Origin of the sequence: Sellimonas intestinalis, from assembly GCF_001280875.1 — a bacterium.
Taxonomy (GTDB): Bacteria; Bacillota; Clostridia; order Lachnospirales; family Lachnospiraceae; genus Sellimonas; species Sellimonas intestinalis.
In genome coordinates, this window is the sequence record NZ_LGAJ01000013.1 from 168,387 (window position 1) to 193,077 (window position 24,691).

The following is a 24,691-nucleotide window of genomic DNA, read 5'->3' on the forward strand; positions in this document are numbered from 1 at the left end:
TTATCTGACTTCCTCTCTAATACTCATAATCATCTCAAACAGTCTTTCCAGTTCTTCGTCAGAATAATACTCAATTTCAATTTTTCCTTTACCATTTGACTTTCTGTTGACAGAGACCTTTGTTCCCATAATTCCTCTCATTTTTTCTTCCAGATCATGGTAAATAAATTCATTTTCTCTTTTTAAACTCTTCTTTTCCGGTTTCGGTTTATTCCATTCCCGTATCAACTTTTCTGTCTCTCTTACACTCAGTTTTTCGTCAAAAACCTCGTTTGCTGCTGTATACTGATCTTCTTTATTTTGCAGTGCAAGAAGTGCTCTTGCGTGTCCACTGGAAATCATGTCGTCAATCAACATCTGCTGCACTCTTTCATCCAATTTTAGCAGACGAATTGAATTCGTGACCGCTGTTCTGCTTTTTGCTACTCTTTCAGCAATTTCATCCTGCTTCAAAGAGAATTCTTCCATCAGCCGCTTATATGCCTGAGCCTCCTCTACCGGATTGAGGTTTTCTCTCTGAATATTTTCAATCAGAGCAATCTCCACGACTTCCTGTCTGGAATATTCTCGGACAATAACTGGAACTTCTTTCATTCCGGCCATCTTGGCAGCTCTCCACCTGCGTTCCCCGGCAATAATCTCATAGTAATCCCCTTTTTTCTGTACAAGCAGTGGCTGCAAAACTCCAAACTGTTTGATTGATTCAGACAATTCCAAAAGCGAATCTTCTTCAAAATTTCTTCTTGGTTGTTCTCTATTTGGTTCAATCATATTGATTTTCACCATTTTTTCTCCGGCTAATACAGGTTCTTCCACCTTTTCCTTCAAAGGTGTACTTTTTTTGGCCGATCGGTTGTCCGGAATCAGACTGTCCAGTCCTTTTCCCAATCCCTTCCCTAATCCACTTCTTTTTGCTGTCATTCTTCCTCTCCTTTATGAATCACTTCATCTGCCAATAGCATATAGCTTTCTGCACCGGATGATTTTGGATCATACAAATTAATTGGCATACCATAGCTTGGTGCCTCAGCAAGTCTGATATTTCTCGGAATTATCGTCTTGTAGATGGTTTGCTCCAGGTTATCTTTTACATTCTCCACTACCTGAAGCGAAAGATTCGTACGGGCATCATACATTGTAAAAACTACCCCCTCCATCTTCAGATTCTCATTTAGTCTTTCCTGCACCAACTCGATTGTATGGATCAACTGACTTAATCCCTCCAATGCGTAATATTCACATTGAATAGGAACCAACACGCTGTCTGCAGTCGTCATGGCATTGATTGTCAGCATGTTTAAAGACGGTGGGCAGTCAATAATAACATAATCGTAACTTTTCCGAATCTTTGCCACCTCTCCTTTGAGAATATATTCCTTATTTTCCACTCCTATCATCTCTATCTCTGCAGCTGATAAATCAATATTGGTAGGAAGCACGTCCAGATTTTCTATTACTTCTCTGCAAAGGACATCTTCGATCCCCGCTTCCCCAATAATTAAATCATAGACTGTATTTTCTACATTATCTTTCTCTACCCCTAACCCACTAGTCATATTTCCTTGCGGATCCATATCAATCGCCAATACTTTCTGTCCCTTTGCCGCCAGACACGAGGATAAATTGATCGCCGTAGTTGTTTTGCCAACGCCGCCTTTCTGATTGGCAACCGCAATTATTCTACCCATTTATACTTCACCTTTCTTTCATAAGCATTATTATATCATTTTTCATTTCCATAATCTATACAATGTTTCATGTGAAACATAAAAATTCTTCCTGATTTTTCATCTTTTTTTTAGACATAATTGCTGCTTCACTGAAATGTTTCACGTGAAACGCTTACTTTAAGATTTCTTACAAAGTATTCCATCTAAGTGTATTGTTAGCTCTTGTTCTACGTAAGTAAAAACCATGTCGAAAATTTCTTACATTCATTACTTTTCTTGCTTATCCCAATGTAGTATAATAATCATATCAATATCTATGAAAGTTGGTTGTGATTATGAAGAAAAAACTTAGATCTTTTGTTATTCTTACCGCCCTGTCTACGGCTACAATACATATCATAAACAGAGGAATTCATTATTTCGCAACAATGCATAATCTTCTTCAGCGTGATGATACAAATGACTACGAATGGAGATTTGGAAGGATCCACTATCGGAAATGTGGTGACGGTAAGCCCTTGCTTTTACTTCACGATCTGGCACCCGCGAGTTCCTCTGTTGAATGGTCCTATACAATCTCTTTGCTTGCTAAAAATCATACCGTCTATGCAATAGATCTTCTGGGATGTGGACAGTCAGACAAACCAAATCTGACATATACGAATTTTTTATATGTACAGATGATATCAGACTTTATCAAAAATGTTGTGCATAAGCAGGTTGATGTCATTGCAACCGGTTCTTCTGCTCCACTTGTTGCCATGGTTTCGACAGGAAATCAGGAGCTTATTGATAAAATGGTATTTGTAAACCCACAGGATCTCTATGATCTTGCTAAGATTCCATCCAAACGAAGCAAACTACTTTATCATTTAATTAGTATGCCTCTTCTAGGCACTTTTCTCTATAATATTTTATTCTGCAAAAAGCAGATTGTCTCGAATGCAGAGAAATTATTCTATGATCAGACACAGATTGATGAGTGGATGATTAACGCCTACCATGAGGCCGCACATATTGATAATATGCATTCCCGCTATCTATTTGCAAGTATTAAAGGAAATTATACAAAGGTAAATCTTGTTCCGTTTCTACCAAATATTACACACAGTATCTTTGTTATCCGTGGTATCAATAATCCCTTATTGGAAAATAATGCCCGTCAATATCAGAAATACTTGCCATCTATTGAGGTTATTGAAATTGATGAGACAACATATTTACCACAAATAGAAAAGCCGGAAGAATTCTGCGAACAGGTAGAAATCCTCCTGGATCCGAAATAATTACAAAAAGTGCGAAAGAGCGTAATCTCCGAATCAAAAGTATTGCCAATTATTTTAGTAAATTAGTATTTTCGTTTCTTATTTTAAAAAGTGGGAATGTTTCACATGAAACATTCCCACTTTTCTTATAATGGTTCTTTTGCAGGTAGACCAGCCTTTCTCGGATATTTCTTTGCCGTAGGCTTTATTTTCTTAATTTTAATAATAGATCTTCCAATTTCCGTTCCCGGCAACTTAAATTTTTTCACTTCTTCAACAGTTCCACCAAGAATTTGCACTGAATTTTCAGCTTGTTCTACTTCCTTATCGATATCTTCAGATTTATATGGTACAAAATAACCACCTATCTTCACATATGGAAGACAATATTCTGATAAAGTAGCAAGATTTGCTACCGCACGTGAAACACAAAAGTCAAATTTTTCCCGATACTGTGTCTTTTTAGCAAAGTCTTCTGCCCTTCCATGAATCGTTTCGATTTTCTCTAGCCCTAACTGCTGAATCACTTCATCTAAAAAACGAATTCTTTTATTTAATGAATCAAGAAGTACAACTTGAATTTCAGGAAAAACAATCTTCAGTGGAATTCCAGGGAATCCTGCTCCCGTTCCTATATCAATTATAGAGAAAACCTTTGACATATCAAACGATTTTACAATCATAAGACTATCCAAAAAGTGCTTTTCATTGACTTCATCATACTCTGTAATTCCCGTCAAATTCATTACTTTATTCCATTCCACAAGAATCCGATAGTAAGTATCAAACTGTTCTTGCTGTCTGTCCGTCAGGGAAAGACCCAATCTTTTTACCTTTGATTCCATTATGTTGTCCATTTTCTCTCTCCTTTAATCTTCTATCCCTGCCGCATTGACTCCATATAGACAAGTAGTACAGAAATATCTGCCGGAGATACTCCTGATATTCTGGAGGCTTGTCCAATTGACACCGGACGCTGTTCGCTTAATTTCTGTACCGCCTCGATACGAAGACTCTTCACTTCATGATAATCAATATCTTCCGGAATTCGTTTCTTTTCCATTTTCCTAAATTGTTCCACCTGACGCATCTGGCGCTTAATATAACCATCATACTTAATGTTAATATCCACTTGTTCTGCCACTTCTTCCGAGACATTTGGGCGCCTTTCATCGATCGGTGCAAGGAAATTATAGTGAAGTTCCGGCCTGCGTATCAAATCAGCGATCGTTGCCCCCGAATTTAGTGGTGTACTTCCATACTCTGCAAGTAGGTTCTGAACTTTTTTATTTGTTCCCACATGCGTGTGTTCTACACGTTCTATCTCAGATGCAATTATTTTTTCTTTCTTAAGCAGATTGTCATAACGTTCCTTGGGAACCAATCCAATCTCATAACCAATCTTTGTCAGCCTCTGATCTGCATTATCCTGGCGGAGCAGGAGACGATATTCAGCTCTGGACGTCATCATACGGTATGGCTCGTGACTTTCCTTTGTTACCAGGTCGTCGATTAAAACGCCGATATACGCCTGAGAACGATCCAGTACGAGCGGTTCCCTGTCTTGAAGCTTTAACGCTGCATTAATGCCAGCCAAAAGTCCCTGTCCAGCCGCTTCTTCATATCCGGAACTCCCGTTAAACTGCCCTGCACTGTAAAGTCCCTTTACCTTACGGAATTCCAGCGTAGGATAAAGCTGTCTGGCGTCAATACAGTCATACTCAATCGCATAGGCATTTCGTATAATTTTGGCATGTTCTAATCCTGGCACAGAGCGGTACATATCATACTGCACGTCCTCGGGAAGTGAGCTTGACATTCCTCCGATATACATTTCATTTGTGGATTCTCCCTCTGGCTCAATGAATACCTGATGCCTCTTTTTATCAGCAAATTTCACAACTTTGTCTTCGATAGACGGACAATACCTGGGTCCGGTCCCTTCAATGACGCCGGAGAATAAAGGAGATCTATCCAAATTTTTACGAATGATATCGTGCGTTTTTTCATTGGTATATGTCAACCAACAGGATACCTGTTCCCTTTGAATGGACTTCGGATCTGTTGTAAAGGAAAACGGGGTGATCCTTTCATCTCCTTTTTGCTCCTCCATCTTTGTAAAATCAATCGATCTACGATCGATTCTTGCCGGAGTTCCCGTCTTAAAACGGTACATTCGGATACCAAGTCGCTTCAGGCAGTCGGTCAGGTAGGTCGACGCCTGAAGCCCATTTGGACCCGTTTCAATACTAATATCACCATAAATACACCTTGCCTTCAAATATGTCCCTGTACAAAGAATTACAGCCTTACAGCGGCATATTGCACCAGAAATAAGCTGTACCCCCGTGACTTTTCCCTCTTCCACGAGGATATCTACCACCTCTGCCTGCTTTAAGTCCAGACCCGGTTGATTTTCCAATACCATCCGCATGGCTTTGCTGTACTCCTGCTTATCTGCCTGAGCTCTTAGAGAATGAACCGCAGGTCCTTTGGATTTATTTAACATTTTTGACTGAATAAAAGTCCGGTCAATGACCTTTCCCATCTCTCCTCCAAGGGCATCCACTTCCTTCACCAGATGACCTTTAGACGTCCCGCCAATATTCGGATTACACGGCATCATGGCAATGCTTTCCATGCTGACTGTAAAGACGATGGTCCTCATCCCCAGTCTTGCCGCCGCCAAGGCCGCTTCACAGCCGGCATGTCCGGCTCCAATTACAGCCACATCGTAACTATCCTTATTTTCCCATACAGAATTTGCTGAATATTTCATTAACCAAATCCTCTCCTATCGTTTCTCCCGTAATATTTCCCAATGCCTCATATGCGTCCATCAAATCAATGGTGTAGAAGTCCTCCGGCATACCGCTTTCAATGCTCTCCTTTACCTGTGAAAGGCTTGTAAACGCCTGCAAAAGGGCTTCTTTCTGTCTAACATTGGTAATATAAACCTCATCATTAAAGGTGAGCCCTCCCTGGAAAAACATCTCCTTGACTGTCTGTTCCAGTTCGTAAATTCCCTCTTCTTCCTTTGCGGAAATCTCAATCATCGGTTTGTCCAGATGCTCTTTTACCATCTTGGGGGTGACCATGGTCTTCAAATCCGACTTATTTAGAAGGACAATAACATTCTTATCTTCAATCATCCTCATAATCTCAAAATCATTTTCATCCAAATTTCGTGACGCGTCAACTACAAAAATAATCAAATCTGCCTCTTCTGCCTGATTTCTCGCCCGGTCAACGCCAATCTTTTCCACTACATCCTCTGTCTGACGAATCCCCGCCGTATCCACGATATTCAGGCTGACACCATTTAACTGAATGTGCTCTTCCAGAATATCCCTTGTCGTCCCTTCAATGTCCGTTACAATCGCCCGATCTTCACCTACAAGTACATTTAGTAATGATGATTTTCCGGCATTTGGCTTTCCGACAATAACAGTACGTATCCCCTCCTGTATTTTTCTTCCGTTATCCGCAGTATTGATAAGTTTTTTCAATTCTTTCAACAATTTTTCTGTTTTTTCCACAAGGCTCTCTGCATACCCATCAAGAGAAATATGCTCCGGATCATCCAACGCCGACTCAATATAGGCAGTGTGATAGAGGATTTCATCTCGCATAGCCTGTATTTTACGTTGAATACTTCCTCTTAACTGACTTACTGAATTTTTCAGTGCAAACTCATTTTTCGAATGGATAACGTCAATAACAGCTTCCGCACGGGAAAGATCCATCCTTCCATTTAAAAACGCACGCTTCGTAAATTCTCCAGGCTCCGCAGCTCTGGCACCGTTTTTCAACACTGTTTCCAGGATCTTTCTGACTACAAAGACGCCCCCGTGACAGTTAATTTCCACCGTATCCTCCCCGGTGTAACTGTGTGGACCTCTCATCAATATCACAAGCACCTCATCGATGGTATCTTCCCCATCCTTAATCCAACCGTAATGAACAGTATGGCTCTCCTGACTGGAAAGCTGCTTCTTCCCCTTATAGATCCGGTCCGCAATTTCAAAGGCTTCCGGACCGCTCATCCGTACAATCCCAATTCCTGAATCTGACATGGCGGTCGAAATCGCAGTAATTGTCTCCGTTAATTTTATCATATTTTCATCCTCCAAAGCACTAAAAAAGGGCAGATTATCCTGTATTCTGGAAATCAGCCCTTTTTTGTCTTTATTTGTTTCTGATTAATGTAACTACGACTCTTCTGTAAGGCTCTTCTCCTTCACTGTGCGTCGTCACATAACGGTCCGACTGAAGAGCAGAGTGAATAATTCTTCTCTCATATGGGTTCATCGGCTCCAACGCAACCGCTTTTTTCGTTCTCTTCACCTTATAGGCGATATTCTTTGCAAGATTCTCAAGCGTCTCTTTTCTTCTTCTTCTATAATCCTCCGTATCCAGCTTGACTCTCACATAGCCGTCCTGGGTCTTGTTTGCAACCCGGTTGGTGAGATACTGGAGAGAATCCAATGTCTGTCCTCTTTTACCGATCAGGATTCCCATATTTTTGCCGTCCATCACGATTTCCAGAGCTCCCTCTTCATCAACGCCGGAAGTGATTTTGACTTCCATATTCATTGCGTGCAGGACGTCCGTAAGAAATTTCTCACATGCGGCAATCGTCTCATCCTGAACTTTTGCAAGCTTCCTGCTTTCCTGAACCGGCTTTGGCTCTTTTACTTCTTTTGTCTCGTTACTCTCTTTCACCTGTGCCGACTCTTTCTCTCTCTTTTCTCTACGTTCTTTTTTCTCCCTGCGTGGCTTTTTCTCTCTCGGCTCGGATTTCATTTCCTGCTTTTCTGTTATTTCCTCACCTTTTACCTCAGAGATGACTTCCTGAATCTCTTCTTTGAGTTCTTCTAATTCGTCCGTCTCTTCCACTATCTGTTTCTTCCATGCACGAATGACAGCCTGCTTGCTTCCGATTCCCAAAAACCCACTGCTTCCTTTTTCAATTACATCATATTCCAGCATATCGCTAGTCACGCCAAGCTGGATCAGGGCTTCTGTAATTGCATCATCCAATGTTTTTGCTGATACTGTAATCTCACCCATCCTGATAACCTCTTTCTTCTACTACTTTTGACTGTCTTTATGGTTATTTTCATTATACTGTTTTACCAGATTTGCTTTTGCCGCAAGGCTTCCTGATTTCGCATTTTTGCTTTTCTCCGCCGCTCTTTCCAGGGCCTTTTCCCTCTCTTCCTCTGTCATTTTCGGCTTTGGTTCTTCAATTCTTCTTGCGTTTACCTGAGCCATTTCTGAGAGCTTCTTTGCATTAGTACCTTTCTTTTCCCTCTTCTTCGCCGCTTTCTTCTGATTCTTTTCGATCAGCTCTTCCAGTGAAATCTTGGAAAGATACTTATTAACAGCTAACTGCTGAATCATACGAACAACCGCACTCGCGATCCAGTAAAGTCCGATACCGGAAGGAAATGTAAAACACATTACTACCGAAAACAGCGGCATGATTTTCATGGTCGCATTCATGGAATTTGCCATTGTATTATCACTGCTTTCATTATCCGTCGGCGTCGCTGTCGGCATAAGCTTCATACTGATATACTGTGTCAGTCCGGAAATCACCGGAATGGACAAAGCCAGAATCGCTGTTACGATGGCCCCCGTCTTCAGGGAATTCATCAGAAGATTCATCGGCGTCTCTGCAATATTAATTCCAAGGAAAGAATTCAGATGTACCAGGCTTTCCTGAGTGGATCGAATCACGGATTCCAGATCCGGAAGCTTATCAGCCAATGTATTCCAGGAACTCTCCTGAAATTTGTACAGTGCGTCCACCATCGTATTAGCCTTACTAAAATCATATCTGGATGGATCCATGGCAATAGCGCTCGTCTTACCGATTGCCTCCATTGCCTTCTGTCCGCCGTCTGTGGACAACAACTGCTCTACCAATGGCATATACACATCTTTGATTCCTTGTACATATGCCGGAATACTACGGATTACATAAAAGAGCCCCCACAAGATTGGTAGCTGAATCAAAAGCATGGAACAACCACCCATCATAGATGTCCCATATTTCTCATATACCATCTTGGTCTCTTCCTGCATCTTCATCATCGATGCCTGGTCTTTCTTGTTCTTATACTTATTCTGAATCCGTCTCAGTTCCGGATTCATTACAACTGTCAATCTTGATGCCTTCTGCTGTTTATATGTCAACGGCAGCAGCAGTGTGTAAATAATGACTGTAAAAATAATGATACAAATACCAATATTTTCAATATGGAATACATTACTAAGCACACTGAAAATTCCGTTCATCAAGTGCCCCAGAAGCCAGGAAATCTGGCCTACAATCGGAGCTGATGACTGTGTCAATAATAAACCTTCCATCAGATCTCCTCCATTTTCGTGTTTTATTCAATTATGGTACCGGATCGTACCCTCCCCGGTGGAATGGATTACATCTGAGTATTCTCCAGATTGTTAAAAGCCCTCCTTTGAGAGCCCCGTACTTTTCGATCGCCTCCAGCCCGTACTCGGAACAGGTAGGCGTATAAATACAGTGCTGCGTCGGCAACTTATACTTTGATAAATGCTTTCTGTAAAAACGAATCCCTGCAATCATCAGCTTTTTCATCGTTTCATCTCCATTTCATTGTCCGAAGAATCCTGCTGTGTGTCCTGTGTATATATATGATGAAGCTTTCCAAGGTGGATCATTGCGCTTTCGATTTCGTGATAGCTTTTATCTTTAGCTCCAGCCCGCGCAATTATTATCAAATCATATCCACGCCGGAAATAGTCTTCCTGAAGTCGATAACTTTCTCTCAATAATCGTGTAACCCGGTGGCGGACCACACTGTTCCCTACCTTTTTGCTGACCGAAAGACCCAGTCTGTTGCTGGAAGTTCCATTCTTCCTGACATACATGACCAGGTATCTGTTCGCATAAGACTTTCCTTTTTTATAGGTCAGCTGGAAATCCTTATTTTTCTTCAATGATTCTGAAAACCGCATTGCCCTATGCTCCTGCTGTGTTCTACGGTAAACAGACTATCCGCTTTTTCTCATTCTGTATAGAAGAAAAGGCCACATATATGCGGCCTACGCTGATAATCTTTTTCTTCCTTTTGCTCTTCTGGCTGCCAGAACTTTTCTTCCGCCTGCCGTGCTCATTCTTGCTCTGAATCCATGAACTTTTGCTCTGGAACGCTTCTTCGGCTGAAATGTCATTTTCATTACTTTCCACCTCCTTAATCTGAAACTTATATATATAAATATAAGTATATTTATTTCGTTCTTTGCTAAAAGACACCACGTCTGATTATAGTCAAAAACCCCCGTCAAGTCAAGTAATTCCGTGATTTTTTTCCTTTTTTCGTAACGATTTGCCCATGAGGTCTGACACAACGAAAAACTGACACAATCTTGCGAATCTGATCTGAATGGCTGAATCGTTACTTTTCACCAGTTTCTCCACATGTTTTCAACATTTTGTGGATAATTTTGTGATTTTATGTGGAAAACATGTTGGTTTCTACTAAATTCTTCTTTTTTTCGCTGATTTTATGCACTTTTTCGCTGTTCAAAATTTTATCCACATCGATTTTACATTGCACTTGAAATCTTTTTGTTGTAATATATAAGGGAGTGAATCTATTTTTTCACGAGATCGCAGCGATCATCCGGCCTTTCCTTATTGTGTCGGATATTTTTGCTGTGTTTTTCCGTCATGCCTGAAAAGTGACGTGTGTCCTCAACAGGCGGACAGTACTAAAACATTAAGATTAGGAGTCATCAAAATGGACATCGTAACAGAAAAATGGAATGAAATTATTGAAAATTTAAGGCTTGAGCATAGTCTTTCCGACGTTTCATTTAAAACATGGATCCTTCCATTAAAAGTCTATGATGTAATTGAAAATACCGTCTATATTCTCGTGACGTTAGATGGGACCGGTGATTATATCGATTACATAGAGAAAAAATACCTTCTTCCATTTAAAGTTTCTATTGCAGAAATTACCGGAATTGAATATGATGTCAAATTTATTCCGGACAATCCGAGTGAACTGGAAAAGGTAGAAGAAATTGCAAATGCTCACAGGAAAAAAGCGGCCGCACATACGAAGAAAAACGACAATCTTCTGATGATTGAGCGCGCAAACTTAAATCCGCGCTACACATTTGATACCTTTGTCGTCGGCAAAAACAACAACTTTGCCCATGCCGCATCTCTTGCAGTCGCAGAATCACCGGGCGAAGTATACAATCCCCTGTTCCTCTACGGAGGTGTCGGACTGGGAAAGACCCATTTGATGCACTCAATTGCTCATTTCATTTTGGAGAAAGATCCTAAAAAGAAGGTTCTCTATGTGACCAGTGAGGCTTTCACTAATGAACTGATTGAGTCTCTTAGAAGTGGTAAGACCGGCAATGAACTTCCGATGACTGCTTTTCGTGAAAAATACAGAAATGTAGATGTGCTCCTGATTGACGATATTCAGTTTATTATAGGAAAGGAGAGTACCCAGGAAGAGTTTTTCCACACATTCAATCACCTGCATGTAGCTGGAAAACAGATTATCATATCCTCGGACAAGCCTCCTAAAGATATCGAAACACTGGAAGCCCGACTCCGCACAAGGTTTGAGTGGGGGCTGATTGCCGATATCTCCGCCCCGGATTACGAGACAAGAATGGCGATTTTAAAGAAAAAAATCGAATCCGATCAGCTCGAACGCTATCATATTCCGGAAGATGTGCTGCAATTTATTGCCACAAACATCAAATCCAATATTCGGGAGCTGGAGGGTTCCCTCAATAAGCTGATTGCACTATACAAATTAAAAAACGAGGAGATCAATATCTCACTTGCGGCTGAGGCGCTCAAAGATCTGATTTCTCCAGATGAAAACCGTAAAATCACACCGGAACTGATCATTGAGACGGTTTCCGAACACTTCGGAATTTCCGTATCCGACTTAAAAAGTGCAAGCCGTGACGCAAAGACGACAAACGCTCGCCATATTGCTATGTATTTATGTCGTGCCATGACAGACACTCCGCTGAAAACAGTCGGATCTCTCCTCGGCGGAAGAGATCATTCAACTGTGAAACATGGTGTGGATAAGATGTCGAAAGATATGGAAAACAATGATTCACTGAAAAATACGATCAGCATTATCCAGAAAAAAATCAGCCCTCTGTAGTATTTTTCCGAAAGTCATCCTCATCAAAATCAAACCCGTTCAACATGAGTTTCCCATTCGAAATCCACGAAACCGCACGGGTTTACATAGGTTTTACACATATCCACACATCCTAAGGCGACTAATGCGGATATCTTATATATAAAAATTCATCTAGTCCAGCGAAAGGAGTTATACACATGAAAATTATTTGCACAAAATCCAATTTGGCAAAAGGTGTGGGAATCGTATCAAAAGCAGTTCCTTCCAAAACAACAATGCCAATTCTGGAATGTATCTTAATTGATGCAACTGCCAGTATGATCAAACTGACAGCCAATGATATGGAACTTGGAATTGAAACAATTATCGAGGGGGATATTGTTCAGCCTGGTATGATTGCCTTGGATGCCAAGATTTTTTCTGAAATTGTCAGAAAACTTCCTGACAGTGAAATCGTTATCACAACGGATGATAATGATCAGACGCTTATTACCTGTGAAAAAGCGAAGTTTCAAATTGCCGGAAAGTCAGGAAGCGATTTTGCTTACCTCCCATATATAGAAAAAAACGAGTCCATTTTAGTTTCACAGTATACACTAAAAGAAGTGATTCGTCAGACGATCTTTTCGATTGCCGATACAGAGAGCAATAAATTGATGACAGGAGAGCTGTTTGAGGTGGAAGATCACATTTTGAAAGTAGTTTCACTGGACGGTCACAGAATCTCCATTCGCAAAATCGAACTCAAAGCAAGCTATGACCATAAAAAAGTTGTCGTTCCAGGAAAGACACTCATGGAAATCAGCAAGATTTTATCAGGGGATGCAGAAAGCGAAGTACAGATTTACTTTGCCGAAAATCATATTGTATTTGAATTTGATCAGACTGTTGTTGTATCCCGTCTGATTGAGGGGGAGTATTTTCGAATTGAGCAGATGCTATCCAGCGACTATGAAACGAAAGTACATATCAATAAGAAAGAGCTCTTAAGCTGTATTGACCGCGCTACACTTCTTGTAAAAGAAGGAGACAAACGCCCGATTATTATTCAGATCGGTGACGATACAATGGAGCTGAAAATTCAGTCTCAACTTGGTTCCATGGATGAGGAGATCTTCATTACAAAAGAAGGGAAGGATCTTCTGATTGGTTTCAATCCCAAATTCCTCATTGATGCTCTGCGCGTCATTGATGATGAGGAGGTAACGCTGTATTTTATGAATTCCAAGGCACCATGCTTTATTAAGGACGAGAAGGAGACTTATGTCTACCTGATTCTTCCGGTTAATTTTAATGCAATATAAGGAAAGAGGTTATCAAATGGAGATCATTACACTTCGGGATGAATTTATCAAGCTTGGTCAGGCTTTGAAGGCGGCCGGTCTCTGTGAGTCCGGAGTGGAGGCAAAGGAAGTCATCCAGGACGGACTTGTGAAGGTCAATGGAAGTGTCGACACCAGACGCGGACGTAAGCTGTATGACGGCGACGTTGTATCTTATGACGGCCAGGAAATTAAAATACAGAAATAGTGAACAGGTGCGGCATGATCATCCAGTCATTAAAATTAAAAAATTTTAGAAACTACGAACTTTTGAATCTGACATTTCACCCGGTCACTAATATTTTCCACGGGGACAATGCACAGGGTAAGACCAATATACTGGAGGCGGTTTACCTTGCGGGGACGACGAAGTCCCACCGTGGAACGAAAGACCGGGATATGATTTCTTTTGGAGAAGAGGAGTCGCATATAGAGGTGAAAGTCCTGAAAAACGGAGTTCCCTTCCGGATTGACATTCACTTAAAGAAAAACAGTCCCAAAGGGGCTGCTATCAACCGGATGCCTGTTAAACGGGCAAGCGAGCTTTTCGGGATTATCAATCTGGTTTTTTTTTCACCGGAAGATCTGAATATTATCAAGAACGGTCCAGCACAGAGGAGGCGATTCATGGATCTGGAGCTCTCCCAGCTTGACAAGATTTATCTGAACAATCTAGCGGATTATAACCGGGTGGTGAATCAGAGAAACCGGCTTTTAAAAGAGATGGCTTTTCAGGAGAAGCTTAAGGATACGCTGGAAATCTGGGATATGCAGCTTGTCCGCTATGGGGAGCGGGTCATGGAAGGCAGAAAGAAATTCCTCCGGGAAATCAATGAAATTGTGGGGGATATCCATGGGAAACTTACCGGAGGGCGAGAGCGTCTCGTGATGGAATATGAGCCGTCCACGGGAGAACTTTCTCTGGAGGAGGCAGTAAGAAGAAACCGGGAGCGCGATATTCGGATGAAGAGTACTTCAGCGGGACCGCACCGGGATGATATCTGTTTTAAAATCAAGGATATGGATATCAGGAAGTTCGGATCTCAGGGACAGCAGCGCACTGCGGCGCTGTCCCTGAAACTTGCGGAGATTGAGATCGTCAAGCGGGTGATTCACGATACTCCGGTTTTACTTTTGGACGATGTGTTGTCTGAACTTGATAAACACAGGCAAAACTACTTGTTAGACAGTATACACGATATTCAAACTCTGATTACCTGTACCGGTGTGGAAGAGTTTGTGAATCATCGTTTTTCAATCAATAAAGTGTTTCTTGTCCAGAATGGACAGGTAACAAATGAAAATTAATAGGAGGATCAGTATGAGCGCAGAATATGGTGGAGATCAAATCCAGATCTTAGAAGGGTTGGAGGCGGTCCGCAAAAGACCGGGAATGTATATCGGCAGCACTTCTGCAAGAGGACTTCACCACCTTGTGTACGAGATCGTAGACAATGCGGTGGATGAGGCGCTTGCAGGATTTTGTGATACGATTGAAGTGAAGGTCAATGCGGATAATTCCGTGACAGTCATTGACAACGGAAGAGGCATTCCAACCGGCATCAACCATAAATCCGGGCTTCCTGCCGTGGAAGTCGTATTTACGGTACTTCATGCCGGCGGAAAATTCGGAGGCGGAGGGTACAAGGTATCCGGGGGGCTTCACGGAGTAGGTGCATCCGTTGTCAATGCGCTTTCAGACTGGCTTATAGTAGAGGTAAGAAGAGAGGGGAAGATCCATGAACAGCGTTATGAAAGGGGAAGGGTTGTTACTCCTTTGACGGTGATAGGGGAGTGTGATCCTAACGAGACAGGAACAAAAGTTACTTTTCTGCCGGACGGAACGATTTTTGAGGAGACAGTATTCGATTATGGAGTGTTAAAACAGCGTCTTCGTGAAATGGCTTTTCTTACCAAAAATCTGAGAATTCAACTAAAGGATGACAGAGAAGAAAAGAGGGAGGATTCTTTCCACTACGAGGGAGGAATACGGGAATTCGTAAGCTACTTGAACCGCAGTAACCAACCGCTCTATGAGCAGATTATCTACTGCGAAGGTACAAGAGACGATGTGTACGTGGAAGTGGCGATGCAGCACAATGATTCCTACACGGAAAGTACATATGGCTTTGTAAATAATATTACGACGCCGGAGGGCGGTACACATATTGTCGGTTTTCGAAATGCCCTGACCAAGACATTCAATGCCTACGCAAAGAAAAACAAGCTCATCAAGGAGAATGAGCAGAGCTTGAGCGGGGAGGATATTCGGGAGGGAATGACGGCTATTGTAAGCGTTAAGCTCCCGGAGCCACAATTCGAAGGACAGACAAAGCAAAAGCTCGGAAACAGCGAGGCAAGAGGGGCGGTGGACAGTATAGTCAGCAGCCAGCTTGAGATTTTTCTGGAGCAGAATCCGGCGGTGGCTAAAAATATTATTGAGAAGTCGGTGATGGCGCAAAGAGCAAGGGAAGCGGCAAGAAAAGCAAGAGATTTGACAAGAAGAAAGTCAGCTCTTGAAGGGATGTCTCTTCCAGGAAAGCTTGCGGACTGTTCGGATAAGGATCCGAAGAACTGTGAAATCTATATCGTAGAGGGAGACTCTGCCGGTGGTTCTGCCAAGACGGCCAGAGAACGGAGGACCCAGGCGATCCTGCCGTTGCGCGGTAAGATTTTGAACGTGGAAAAAGCACGGCTTGATAAGATTTATGCCAATGCGGAAATCAAAGCGATGATTACCGCATTCGGGACAGGAATCCATGAGGATTTTGATATTACGAAACTGCGTTATGATAAGATTATTATTATGACGGATGCCGACGTCGACGGGGCGCATATCAGCACGTTGCTTTTGACATTTTTGTACCGGTTTATGCCGGATCTGATCAGAGAGGGCCATGTATATCTTGCAAAACCGCCACTTTATAAGCTTGAGAAGAATAAAAAGGTATGGTATGCATACAGCGACGAGGAACTCAGCAATATCCTTGAGGAAGTGGGACGTGACCAGAACAATAAAATTCAGAGATACAAAGGTCTGGGTGAGATGGACGCCGATCAGTTATGGGAGACGACCATGGATCCTAAGCAGCGGATTTTGATTCGTGTGACAATGGATGAGGAGACGTCCTCGGAACTGGATCTGACCTTTACGACCCTGATGGGAGACAAGGTTGAGCCGCGGCGTGAATTCATCGAGGAAAATGCAAAATACGTGAAAAATCTGGATGTATAGGAAAAGGAGATAAGCAATGGAAGATACTATCTTTGATAAGGTCGAGGAGATCGATCTTGAGAAAAAAATGAAGGAGTCGTACATCGACTATGCCATGAGCGTTATCGCCTCCCGTGCGCTTCCAGATGTAAGAGACGGCCTGAAACCGGTACAGAGACGAATCCTGTATTCAATGATCGAGCTGAATAATGGTCCGGATAAGCCGCACCGTAAATGTGCCCGTATTGTAGGCGATACGATGGGTAAATATCATCCGCACGGTGATAGTTCTATTTATGGAGCACTCGTTAATATGGCTCAGGATTGGTCTACCAGATATCCACTTGTGGATGGACATGGAAACTTTGGTTCTGTAGACGGTGACGGGGCGGCGGCTATGCGTTATACGGAGGCAAGGCTCAGTAAGATTTCTATGGAGCTTACCGCAGATATCAATAAAAATACTGTGGACTTTGAGCCAAATTTTGACGAAACGGAGAAAGAGCCAGTCGTACTTCCGGCAAGATTTCCGAATTTGCTTGTCAACGGAACGTCCGGTATTGCCGTCGGTATGGCAACCAATATTCCACCTCATAATTTGCGGGAAGTGATCGGTGCGGTAGTGAAGATTATTGATGATCAGATGGAGAATAAGGAGACATCCATCGAAGACATTATGAAGATTGTAAAAGGGCCGGACTTTCCGACCGGAGCGACGATCCTAGGTACGAGAGGAATCAACGAGGCGTACCGCACCGGACGGGGAAAAATTGTAGTTCGTGCTGTCAGCAATATCGAAACTATGGCAAATGGAAAGAGCCGTATTATCGTGACAGAGCTGCCGTACATGGTAAACAAGGCAAGACTGATCTCCAAAATCGCAGATCTGGTGAAGGAAAAGCGGGTCGATGGTATCGTGGATCTGAGTGACCAGTCCAGCCGGGAAGGAATGAGAATCTGTATCGAGCTGCGCCGTGACGCCAATGCAAACGTCATTTTAAACCAGCTCTATAAGCATACACAGCTCCAGGATACCTTTGGAGTCATTATGCTGGCTCTTGTAAACGGCGAGCCGAAAGTGCTGAATCTTCGAGATATGCTTGGGTATTACCTGAAACATCAGGAAGAAGTCATTACGAGACGCACCCAGTATGAATTAAATAAGGCAGAAGAGCGTGCCCACATTTTACAGGGACTGCTGATTGCGCTCGATCATATCGATGAAGTGATCAGTATCATTCGTGGTTCTCAGACTGTGCAGATTGCAAAGGCAGAATTAATGGAGAAATTCCAGCTTTCCGACGCACAGGCACAGGCAATCGTGGACATGCGTCTGCGTGCCCTGACCGGATTAGAAAGAGAGAAGCTGGAGAAGGAATACGAAGAATTGATGAAGCGGATCGGAGAGCTGAAGGCAATTTTGGCAGACAGACACTTACTGCTTGGTGTGATCAAAGAGGAGATTCTCGCAATCAGTGAGAAATACGGGGATGAGAGAAGGACTCACATCGGATTTGATGTGTATGATATTTCCACGGAAGATCTGATTCCGAGGGAGGACGTCGTCATCACCATGACAAAACTTGGTTATATTAAACGAATGACTTCGGATACATTTAAAAGTCAGAATCGCGGCGGACGTGGAATTAAGGGAATGCAGACGCTTGATGAGGATTATGTGGAAGAGTTGTTTCTCTGTTCAACCCATCACTATATCATGTTCTTTACTAATACAGGGAGAGTATACAGGCTCAAAGGATACGAGATTCCGGAGGCAGGACGGACCGCAAGGGGAACAGCCATTATCAACCTGCTCCAGCTTCAGCCGGAAGAGAAGATCACCGCAGTCATTCCAATTAAGGAATACGAGGAAGGAAAGTATCTCTTTATGGCGACCAAGAAAGGCTTAGTAAAGAAGACGCCGATCATGGATTATGCCAACGTTAGAAAGACAGGGCTTGCGGCCATCACGCTTCGGGAGGACGATGAGCTGATCGAGGTAAAGACGACGGACAATGAAAAAGATATATTGCTCATCACCAAATACGGACAGTGTATCCGTTTCCACGAAACAGATGTCAGACCGACGGGACGTACTTCTATGGGCGTTCGAGGTATGAATTTAAGTGATCAGGATGAGATCATTGGAATGCAGCTTAATACTCAGGGAGATTATCTGCTGATCGTTTCGGAAAAAGGAATGGGAAAACTGACAGACATGAACGAATTTACATCCCAGAACCGTGGAGGAAAGGGAATTCGCTGCTATAAGATTATCGAAAAGACCGGAAATGTCGTCGGAGTTAAGGCAGTGAATGAAGATGATGAGATTATGATTATCAATACGGAGGGAATCATCATTCGAACCGAGTGCACGGGTATCTCCAAGTTAGGACGAATCACTTCCGGAGTCAAACTAATCAACCTGGATGACAATGTCAGTGTTGCAAGCATTGCCAAAGTCAGAAAGACCGAGGATAACGGAGAGGAAGAGAGTCAAGACGAAAACGAAGAAGTGACAGAAGAATAAAATCGAATCAAGTAAAAGAGAGAATCACGGGATGACCTTAGGGTCTCCCGTGATTCAGATTGTAGAAAAAGTCCCCGGCATACGCCGGGGTTTTTTGTTTCATAAAAAACGTTCCGCGGGAACTGTTTTTCCATAATTTGTCAGAAATTGTCGATAGTTGATTGAAATACTGGTATAATGTTTAGTAGTCAATTATACCTTTGGTGCAAGATCAAATCAAATATCATCTGATGGAAAGGTGTGATGAAACAAAAGATGAAAAAAGTCAATTTAGAGAAAAATGTCTATCAGGCAATGTTGGAACGACTTCATTTTATTTTTCAGGAGTTTGATAATATTTATATTTCCTTTTCCGGTGGAAAAGACAGTGGTTTATTATTAAATATCGTGCTGGATTTCCGGGATCAATACTATCCTTCGCAGACAATAGGTGTTTTTCATCAAGACTTTGAAGCACAATACAGCGCTACAACTGCTTATGTGGAAGAAACATTTCAAATGTTGGAAAAGCGTTCTTCTGTTGAATTATACTGGGTCTGTCTGCCTATGGCAACACGAACTGCTTTAAGCAGTTACGAAATGTACTGGTATCCATGGGATGAAAAAAAAGAAGATATCTGGATTCGTCCTATGCCAAAACATGATTATGTAATTAATTTGGAACATAATATTATGACGACTTATCATTATAAAATGCATCAGGAAGATCTGGCCAAACAGTTTGGCAGATGGTATAGACTATCTCATGGAAACAAAAAGACAATCTGTTTACTGGGAATAAGGGCAGATGAATCCTTGCAGCGGTACAGTGGATTTATCAATAAAAGACACAGCTATAAAAATCAATGCTGGATTACTCAGCAATTTAAAGAAGTTTACAGTGGTTCCCCTTTATACGACTGGTCCGTAGAAGATATATGGCATGCTTACTATTTGTTTGATTATCCCTACAACAAATTATATGATTTGTATTATAAGGCAGGTTTAAGTGTTTCACAGATGCGGGTGGCTTCACCATTTCAAGATTATGCCAAAGAGGCGTTGAATCTTTATAGAGTGATTGATCCTCAGATCTGGGTCAAACTTGTTGGTCGTGTACAGGGCGCCAATTTTACTGCTATATATGCAAAAACAAAAGCACTAGGATATCGTCATATAACGCTACCAAAGGGACATACATGGAAGTCCTATACACAATTTTTACTGGCGACACTGCCACCCAGATTGCGCCGGAACTACATAAATAAGTTCAACAAATCGATTTTATTCTGGCATACGGTAGGAGGCGGACTGGAGGAAGAGACGATCGAAGAATTGATAGAGCATGGTTATCGAATCAAAAGAAATGGTGTTTCCAATTATACAATTTTTAAAAACTCAAGGATTATCTTTCTTGATCATATTCCTGATGATACCGATGACATCAAATCAACAAAAGATATTCCAAGTTGGAAGAGAATGTGTTTCTGTATTTTAAAAAATGATCATATTTGCCGTTTTATGGGATTTGGAATGACAAGAGAGCAAAAAAGAAAACTAGATTATTTCAAAGAAAAATATAAAAGTGTGGAGGAATTAGATCATGAATAAAAGTCCCGTTTATAATATCAAAGCAGTACCAGTAGAAAAAATTGTTGCAAATGATTATAATCCTAATACAGTCGCATCACCAGAAATGAAACTGTTATATGACAGCATTAAAGAAGATGGATATACGATGCCCATCGTATGTTACTATGACAAAGACAAGGATCAGTACATTATTGTTGATGGTTTTCATCGTTACCGCATTATAAAAGAGTACCCAGATATTTATGAACGGGAAAAGGGCCTCTTACCGGTATCCGTTATAGATAAATCACTTGACCGACGTATGGCAAGCACGATTCGTCATAATCGTGCAAGAGGAAACCATGATGTAGATCTTATGAGTAATATCGTCAAAGAACTCCATGAATTAGGGCGATCTGATGCATGGATAGCCAAGCATTTAGGTATGGATCGGGATGAAATTTTACGGTTAAAACAAATCACCGGACTGGCTGCATTGTTTAAAGAAGTCGATTTTACACAGGCTTGGGAACCAGATGAAAAATCTTTACTGGACATTGACGATGATTAGAAATCAGAGTATATAAAATCCCCAGAGTTGCCACTCTGGGGATTCGTTTTATGCCCATTTTCTATTTTTATATTTCACATACAGCCCTGCTCCGATGACTGCTGTCACAAATTCGGTTGCAGGAAAGGACATCCATACCCCTGTCATCTCCCAGAGCCTTGCGAAAAGAAAGGCGATTGGAATAATCAAAATCAGTCCCCGCAGGAAAGAGATGATCTGGGCTGGAAACGCTTTTTCCACAGAAGTAAAGTACATGGAGAGGATGATATTAAATCCGGCAAAGACTAGGGATGTAAAGTATAGTCTTAAACCTGTTACCGCAATCGTATGTAAAGTGGCATTGTTCTCACTGTTAAAGGCCGATGCGATTGGATCGGCAAACACAAACAAGATCAGATAGATGGCAGCCGACAGAACTAGCATGGATCCCATAGCATACCGGAGAAACTGCACGATCCGTTTCTGCTCCAGCTTGCCGTAGGCGTCGCTTACGAGAGGCTGAATACCCTGGGAGATTCCGGTATAAAAAGAGAGAACCACTAAAGAGAGATTGGCGATGATACCATAGGCTGCAACTCCGGTATTTCCTTCCAGACGAAGGATTATCATATTAAATACGATCATAACGATGGCTGAACTGATTTGGGCAAGCAGAGACGGAAATCCAAGGGAAAGATTCATCCGGATGGAAGCTGTATCAGGTAAAAGCCGTTTCATATGGAACCAGCGTTTTTTCCCAAGCCAGTGTGGGGACATAATGATCAGTCCGACAACAGGGGAGAATCCGGTTGCAAGTACTGCTCCAAGCATCCCCATTCCACAAGGAAAAATGAAAATATAGTCAAACACCACATTAAAGAGGCTCCCAGAGACCGTGGCGATCATGGAAAGCTTCGGATTGCTGTCATTTCTCACAAAGCAGAGAATGATATCGTTGAAGATAAAGGCTGGGGAAAACAGCATCAGCACCTTCAAATAAGTGGTCGTCATCTGCCAGATTTTCTGATTCGCACCGAGAATGGTGGAAATCCGTCCGGCAAAGAAAACCCCGCCCGCCATAAACAAAAGGGAGAAAAAGACACCAAGATACACGGTATTTGTAAAAATCTGATCCGCCCCTTTTTTGTTGTTCTGGCTTTTCAGAATCGTAAATTTTGTAGCGCCTCCCATTCCGAGCATGAGTCCGGTTCCATGAATGAAATCATAGACGGGAATTGCAAGATTCAGGGCCGCAAGCCCATTTGTCCCGATTCCTTGCGCTACGAAAAACGTATCTGCAAGAATATAACAGGAAATAGCAATCATCCCCATAATACTGAAAAAAGAGTATCGGATAAATTCCACGAACGGTGTTGTCTTTATCATAAAAACCTCCTGAACTTTGAACTGCCGTCCAAAAAGACAAAAAAAGCGCTGTCATTTTGTATCTCCAAAGGCCTATCGATACAAAATCCAACGCTTCATTACCCGGCGGCAAGTCCTTATTTCTCTACTTACGATAGCAAACGAAATTGAAAGAGTCAAGAAAAAGTTTTAGTAAGTTGACTTTTTTTCTGCCATCCTGTTTAATTACAATCAGAAATAACAACACAGGGAGGGAAGAAAGATGCAGGAAACAAATATTTTGTTGGTAGAAGACGATCGAATGATTATAGAAAATCTGACAGAATTTTTAAAGACAGAAGGATTTCAGGTTTGGAGCGCCGACGGACAGGAGAAGGCAATGAAGATTTTAAGAAATCAGCATTTTGACCTGATTCTTCTGGATATCACACTGGCACAAGGTAATGGCTACAGCACATGTACCCAGATCAAGTCACACTATGAGATTCCCATTATATTTCTGACAGCTCTGGACGATGAGTTTTCGGTGGTAACAGGGCTTGATATGGGGGCGGACGATTATATTAGTAAGCCGTTTCGGCCTAGAGAGCTGGTATCACGGATGAGGACTGTACTCAGAAGAAACAGCAAGACTCCTAATTTTCTTTCCTGCCGGGAAATTCGGATCGATCCGGTCAAAGGGATTGTAACAAAACGGGGAGAGGAAATCTTTCTTTCAGCACTGGAATATCGACTTCTGCTCGTCTTTTTCCAGCACAGAGGTATGGTGATGTCCCGGTCCATGCTGTTAGAAGAGATCTGGGATATCGCAGGGGAGTATGTAAATGATAATACCCTGACCGTTTATATCAAAAGGCTCAGAGACAAGATTGAAGATAATCCGCAGGAGCCGAAGATCATTAAGACTGTCCGGGGGCTGGGATATAAGATGGAGGAGTGATGTAGATGAAATTATTTCGGAATCAGGAAATTGGATGGTACCTCTCAGGATTCTTTGTGACAATCGGTACGGTATGTATTGCGTATCTGATTGTAGGAAAAAATCCGCTATATTATCTGTTGGCGGAAGGAATCCTGTGTAGTGCCTTGTATTTGCTCTGCATGAAGCGCAGATATGAGGATGTGGAAAAGCTCACACAGAAAATCGACCGGATTCTCCACGGAGAGGATCAGTTGGAACTTGGGGAATATCAGGAGGGAGATCTTGAGATATTAAAAGATGAGATTTACAAGATGACAGTACGACTGAGGGAGCAAAATGAGCATTTGAAGAAAGAAAAGACATTTCTTGCCGATGCCCTTGCGAATATTTCCCATCAGATTCGTACGCCTCTAACTTCCGTTAATCTGATGCTGGAACGGATTAGAAAGCAGGATCTGGAGGAAAGACAGAAGAGGAAGATATATCGGGAAATGGCAGAGATGCTGCAAAGAATGGAATGGTTGATTCTGGGGCTTCTAAAAATTTCCAAATTGGATGCGGGAGCTGTGGTATTGGATAAACAACGGATCCAGGTGGAGCCATTCATAAGAGAGGTCGTGCGCTCCCTGGAAATCCCAATGGAACTGCGAGAGCAGAAGCTTATTCTAAAGGGAACTTCAGATGCGGCCTTTTATGGAGATGCGTCCTGGACGATGGAGGCGGTTGGTAATGTCCTGAAAAATTGTATGGAACACACCCCGATTGGCGGAACGATTCATATTGCCTGGGAAGAGAACCCGCTTTACACAGAGCTTTCCGTGACAGATTCCGGAAACGGAATCGATGAAAAAGATTTGCCGCATATCTTTGAACGGTTTTATAAGGGCAGAATATCGGAACAGCAGAATTTTGGCATTGGTCTTTCGCTTGCCCGAAGTATTCTTACCCAGGAAAAAGCCATTATCACAGCAAAAAATAATAAAGAGGGGGGAGCCAGATTTCTTGTTCGTTTTTATGGGGGAAAAGAAAAAATGGAAAAGTGACAAATTTGTTATGAAAAAGTCATCGAAGTGTCATGTGGGGCAGGTATACTTATTTTTAGAAACGAAGAGGAGGAAGA

At 42.1% G+C, this 24,691-nt stretch carries 22 protein-coding genes; 11 read left to right on the forward strand and 11 right to left on the reverse strand.

Translation table 11 applies throughout. The annotated features are described in order from the left end of the window. Complete coding sequence (locus AOA56_RS12410) at positions 1-921, reverse strand: ParB/RepB/Spo0J family partition protein (RefSeq protein ID WP_053769791.1); 921 nt, start codon at positions 919-921, stop codon at positions 1-3. Next, the gene (locus AOA56_RS12415; protein WP_053769792.1) at positions 918-1,688 is read right to left on the reverse strand and encodes a ParA family protein; all 771 of its coding nucleotides are present in this window, start codon (positions 1,686-1,688) and stop codon (positions 918-920) included. The genes AOA56_RS12410 and AOA56_RS12415 overlap by 4 nt, the downstream gene beginning before the upstream one ends. 317 nt (positions 1,689-2,005) lie before the next feature. Here AOA56_RS12415 and AOA56_RS12420 point away from each other — a divergent pair, with 317 nt between their 5' ends. Next, positions 2,006-2,956 carry an alpha/beta fold hydrolase gene (locus AOA56_RS12420; RefSeq protein ID WP_053769793.1) on the forward strand — a complete coding sequence of 317 codons (951 nt, stop codon included), beginning with the start codon at positions 2,006-2,008 and terminating at the stop codon, positions 2,954-2,956. Positions 2,957-3,081: 125 nt separating this feature from the next. On the opposite strand, the gene rsmG is transcribed toward AOA56_RS12420, so the two are convergent. From rsmG to rpmH, 8 genes are all read right to left on the reverse strand, one after another. Further along, positions 3,082-3,792, reverse strand: a complete 711-nt coding sequence (gene rsmG / locus AOA56_RS12425; protein ID WP_053769794.1) for a 16S rRNA (guanine(527)-N(7))-methyltransferase RsmG — start codon at positions 3,790-3,792, stop codon at positions 3,082-3,084. Between the two features lie 20 nt (positions 3,793-3,812). Then, positions 3,813-5,714, reverse strand: coding sequence for a tRNA uridine-5-carboxymethylaminomethyl(34) synthesis enzyme MnmG (mnmG, locus tag AOA56_RS12430; RefSeq protein WP_053769795.1), 1,902 nt, complete (start codon positions 5,712-5,714; stop codon positions 3,813-3,815). Then, positions 5,680-7,053 carry a tRNA uridine-5-carboxymethylaminomethyl(34) synthesis GTPase MnmE gene (gene mnmE, locus AOA56_RS12435; protein ID WP_024733934.1) on the reverse strand — a complete coding sequence of 458 codons (1,374 nt, stop codon included), beginning with the start codon at positions 7,051-7,053 and terminating at the stop codon, positions 5,680-5,682. Before mnmE ends, mnmG begins: the two co-directional genes overlap by 35 nt. A gap of 70 nt (positions 7,054-7,123) precedes the next feature. Then, positions 7,124-8,008, reverse strand: coding sequence for an RNA-binding cell elongation regulator Jag/EloR (gene jag / locus AOA56_RS12440; protein ID WP_024733935.1), 885 nt, complete (start codon positions 8,006-8,008; stop codon positions 7,124-7,126). A 21-nt stretch (positions 8,009-8,029) separates the two neighbouring features. Beyond that, on the reverse strand, positions 8,030-9,313 hold the full coding sequence (locus AOA56_RS12445; RefSeq protein ID WP_024733936.1) for a YidC/Oxa1 family membrane protein insertase: 1,284 nt from the start codon (positions 9,311-9,313) through the stop codon (positions 8,030-8,032). 31 nt (positions 9,314-9,344) lie between these two features. Beyond that, positions 9,345-9,560, reverse strand: a complete 216-nt coding sequence (gene yidD, locus AOA56_RS12450) for a membrane protein insertion efficiency factor YidD (protein WP_024733937.1) — start codon at positions 9,558-9,560, stop codon at positions 9,345-9,347. After that, on the reverse strand, positions 9,557-9,940 hold the full coding sequence (rnpA, locus tag AOA56_RS12455) for a ribonuclease P protein component (RefSeq protein ID WP_024733938.1): 384 nt from the start codon (positions 9,938-9,940) through the stop codon (positions 9,557-9,559). Before rnpA ends, yidD begins: the two co-directional genes overlap by 4 nt. Positions 9,941-10,027: 87 nt before the next feature. Continuing rightward, positions 10,028-10,162, reverse strand: a complete 135-nt coding sequence (rpmH, locus tag AOA56_RS12460; protein WP_024733939.1) for a 50S ribosomal protein L34 — start codon at positions 10,160-10,162, stop codon at positions 10,028-10,030. A gap of 563 nt (positions 10,163-10,725) precedes the next feature. On the opposite strand from rpmH, the gene dnaA reads away from it, so the two are divergent. The 8 genes from dnaA to AOA56_RS12500 all read left to right on the forward strand — a co-directional run bounded on the left by dnaA (position 10,726) and on the right by AOA56_RS12500 (position 21,305). Further along, a complete protein-coding gene (dnaA, locus tag AOA56_RS12465) occupies positions 10,726-12,135 on the forward strand; it encodes a chromosomal replication initiator protein DnaA (RefSeq protein ID WP_048621182.1) in 1,410 nt (469 codons plus the stop codon). Positions 12,136-12,314: 179 nt separating this feature from the next. Next, a complete protein-coding gene (gene dnaN / locus AOA56_RS12470) occupies positions 12,315-13,421 on the forward strand; it encodes a DNA polymerase III subunit beta (RefSeq protein ID WP_024733940.1) in 1,107 nt (368 codons plus the stop codon). Between the two features lie 16 nt (positions 13,422-13,437). Beyond that, entirely contained in the window at positions 13,438-13,647 is a 210-nt protein-coding gene (locus tag AOA56_RS12475; protein ID WP_024733941.1) for an RNA-binding S4 domain-containing protein, read from the forward strand. A gap of 14 nt (positions 13,648-13,661) precedes the next feature. Further along, entirely contained in the window at positions 13,662-14,747 is a 1,086-nt protein-coding gene (gene recF / locus AOA56_RS12480) for a DNA replication/repair protein RecF (protein WP_024733942.1), read from the forward strand. A 13-nt stretch (positions 14,748-14,760) separates the two neighbouring features. Then, complete coding sequence (gene gyrB / locus AOA56_RS12485) at positions 14,761-16,674, forward strand: DNA topoisomerase (ATP-hydrolyzing) subunit B (RefSeq protein WP_053769796.1); 1,914 nt, start codon at positions 14,761-14,763, stop codon at positions 16,672-16,674. Positions 16,675-16,690: 16 nt separating this feature from the next. Continuing rightward, complete coding sequence (gene gyrA, locus AOA56_RS12490) at positions 16,691-19,183, forward strand: DNA gyrase subunit A (RefSeq protein WP_053769797.1); 2,493 nt, start codon at positions 16,691-16,693, stop codon at positions 19,181-19,183. Between the two features lie 255 nt (positions 19,184-19,438). Continuing rightward, entirely contained in the window at positions 19,439-20,773 is a 1,335-nt protein-coding gene (locus tag AOA56_RS12495) for a phosphoadenosine phosphosulfate reductase (protein ID WP_024733943.1), read from the forward strand. Then, positions 20,766-21,305 (forward strand): IbrB-like domain-containing protein, encoded by a 540-nt coding sequence (locus AOA56_RS12500; RefSeq protein ID WP_034595033.1) that lies wholly within the window; start codon positions 20,766-20,768, stop codon positions 21,303-21,305. Before AOA56_RS12495 ends, AOA56_RS12500 begins: the two co-directional genes overlap by 8 nt. A gap of 48 nt (positions 21,306-21,353) precedes the next feature. Here AOA56_RS12500 and AOA56_RS12505 read toward each other — a convergent pair whose 3' ends face one another. Next, on the reverse strand, positions 21,354-22,670 hold the full coding sequence (locus tag AOA56_RS12505; protein WP_053769798.1) for an MATE family efflux transporter: 1,317 nt from the start codon (positions 22,668-22,670) through the stop codon (positions 21,354-21,356). Between the two features lie 241 nt (positions 22,671-22,911). Here AOA56_RS12505 and AOA56_RS12510 point away from each other — a divergent pair, with 241 nt between their 5' ends. Both AOA56_RS12510 and AOA56_RS12515 read left to right on the forward strand, forming a co-directional pair. Then, positions 22,912-23,589 carry a response regulator transcription factor gene (locus AOA56_RS12510; RefSeq protein WP_024733945.1) on the forward strand — a complete coding sequence of 226 codons (678 nt, stop codon included), beginning with the start codon at positions 22,912-22,914 and terminating at the stop codon, positions 23,587-23,589. A gap of 5 nt (positions 23,590-23,594) precedes the next feature. After that, a complete protein-coding gene (locus AOA56_RS12515) occupies positions 23,595-24,614 on the forward strand; it encodes a sensor histidine kinase (protein ID WP_053769799.1) in 1,020 nt (339 codons plus the stop codon). The last annotated feature ends 77 nt before the right edge of the window (positions 24,615-24,691 follow it).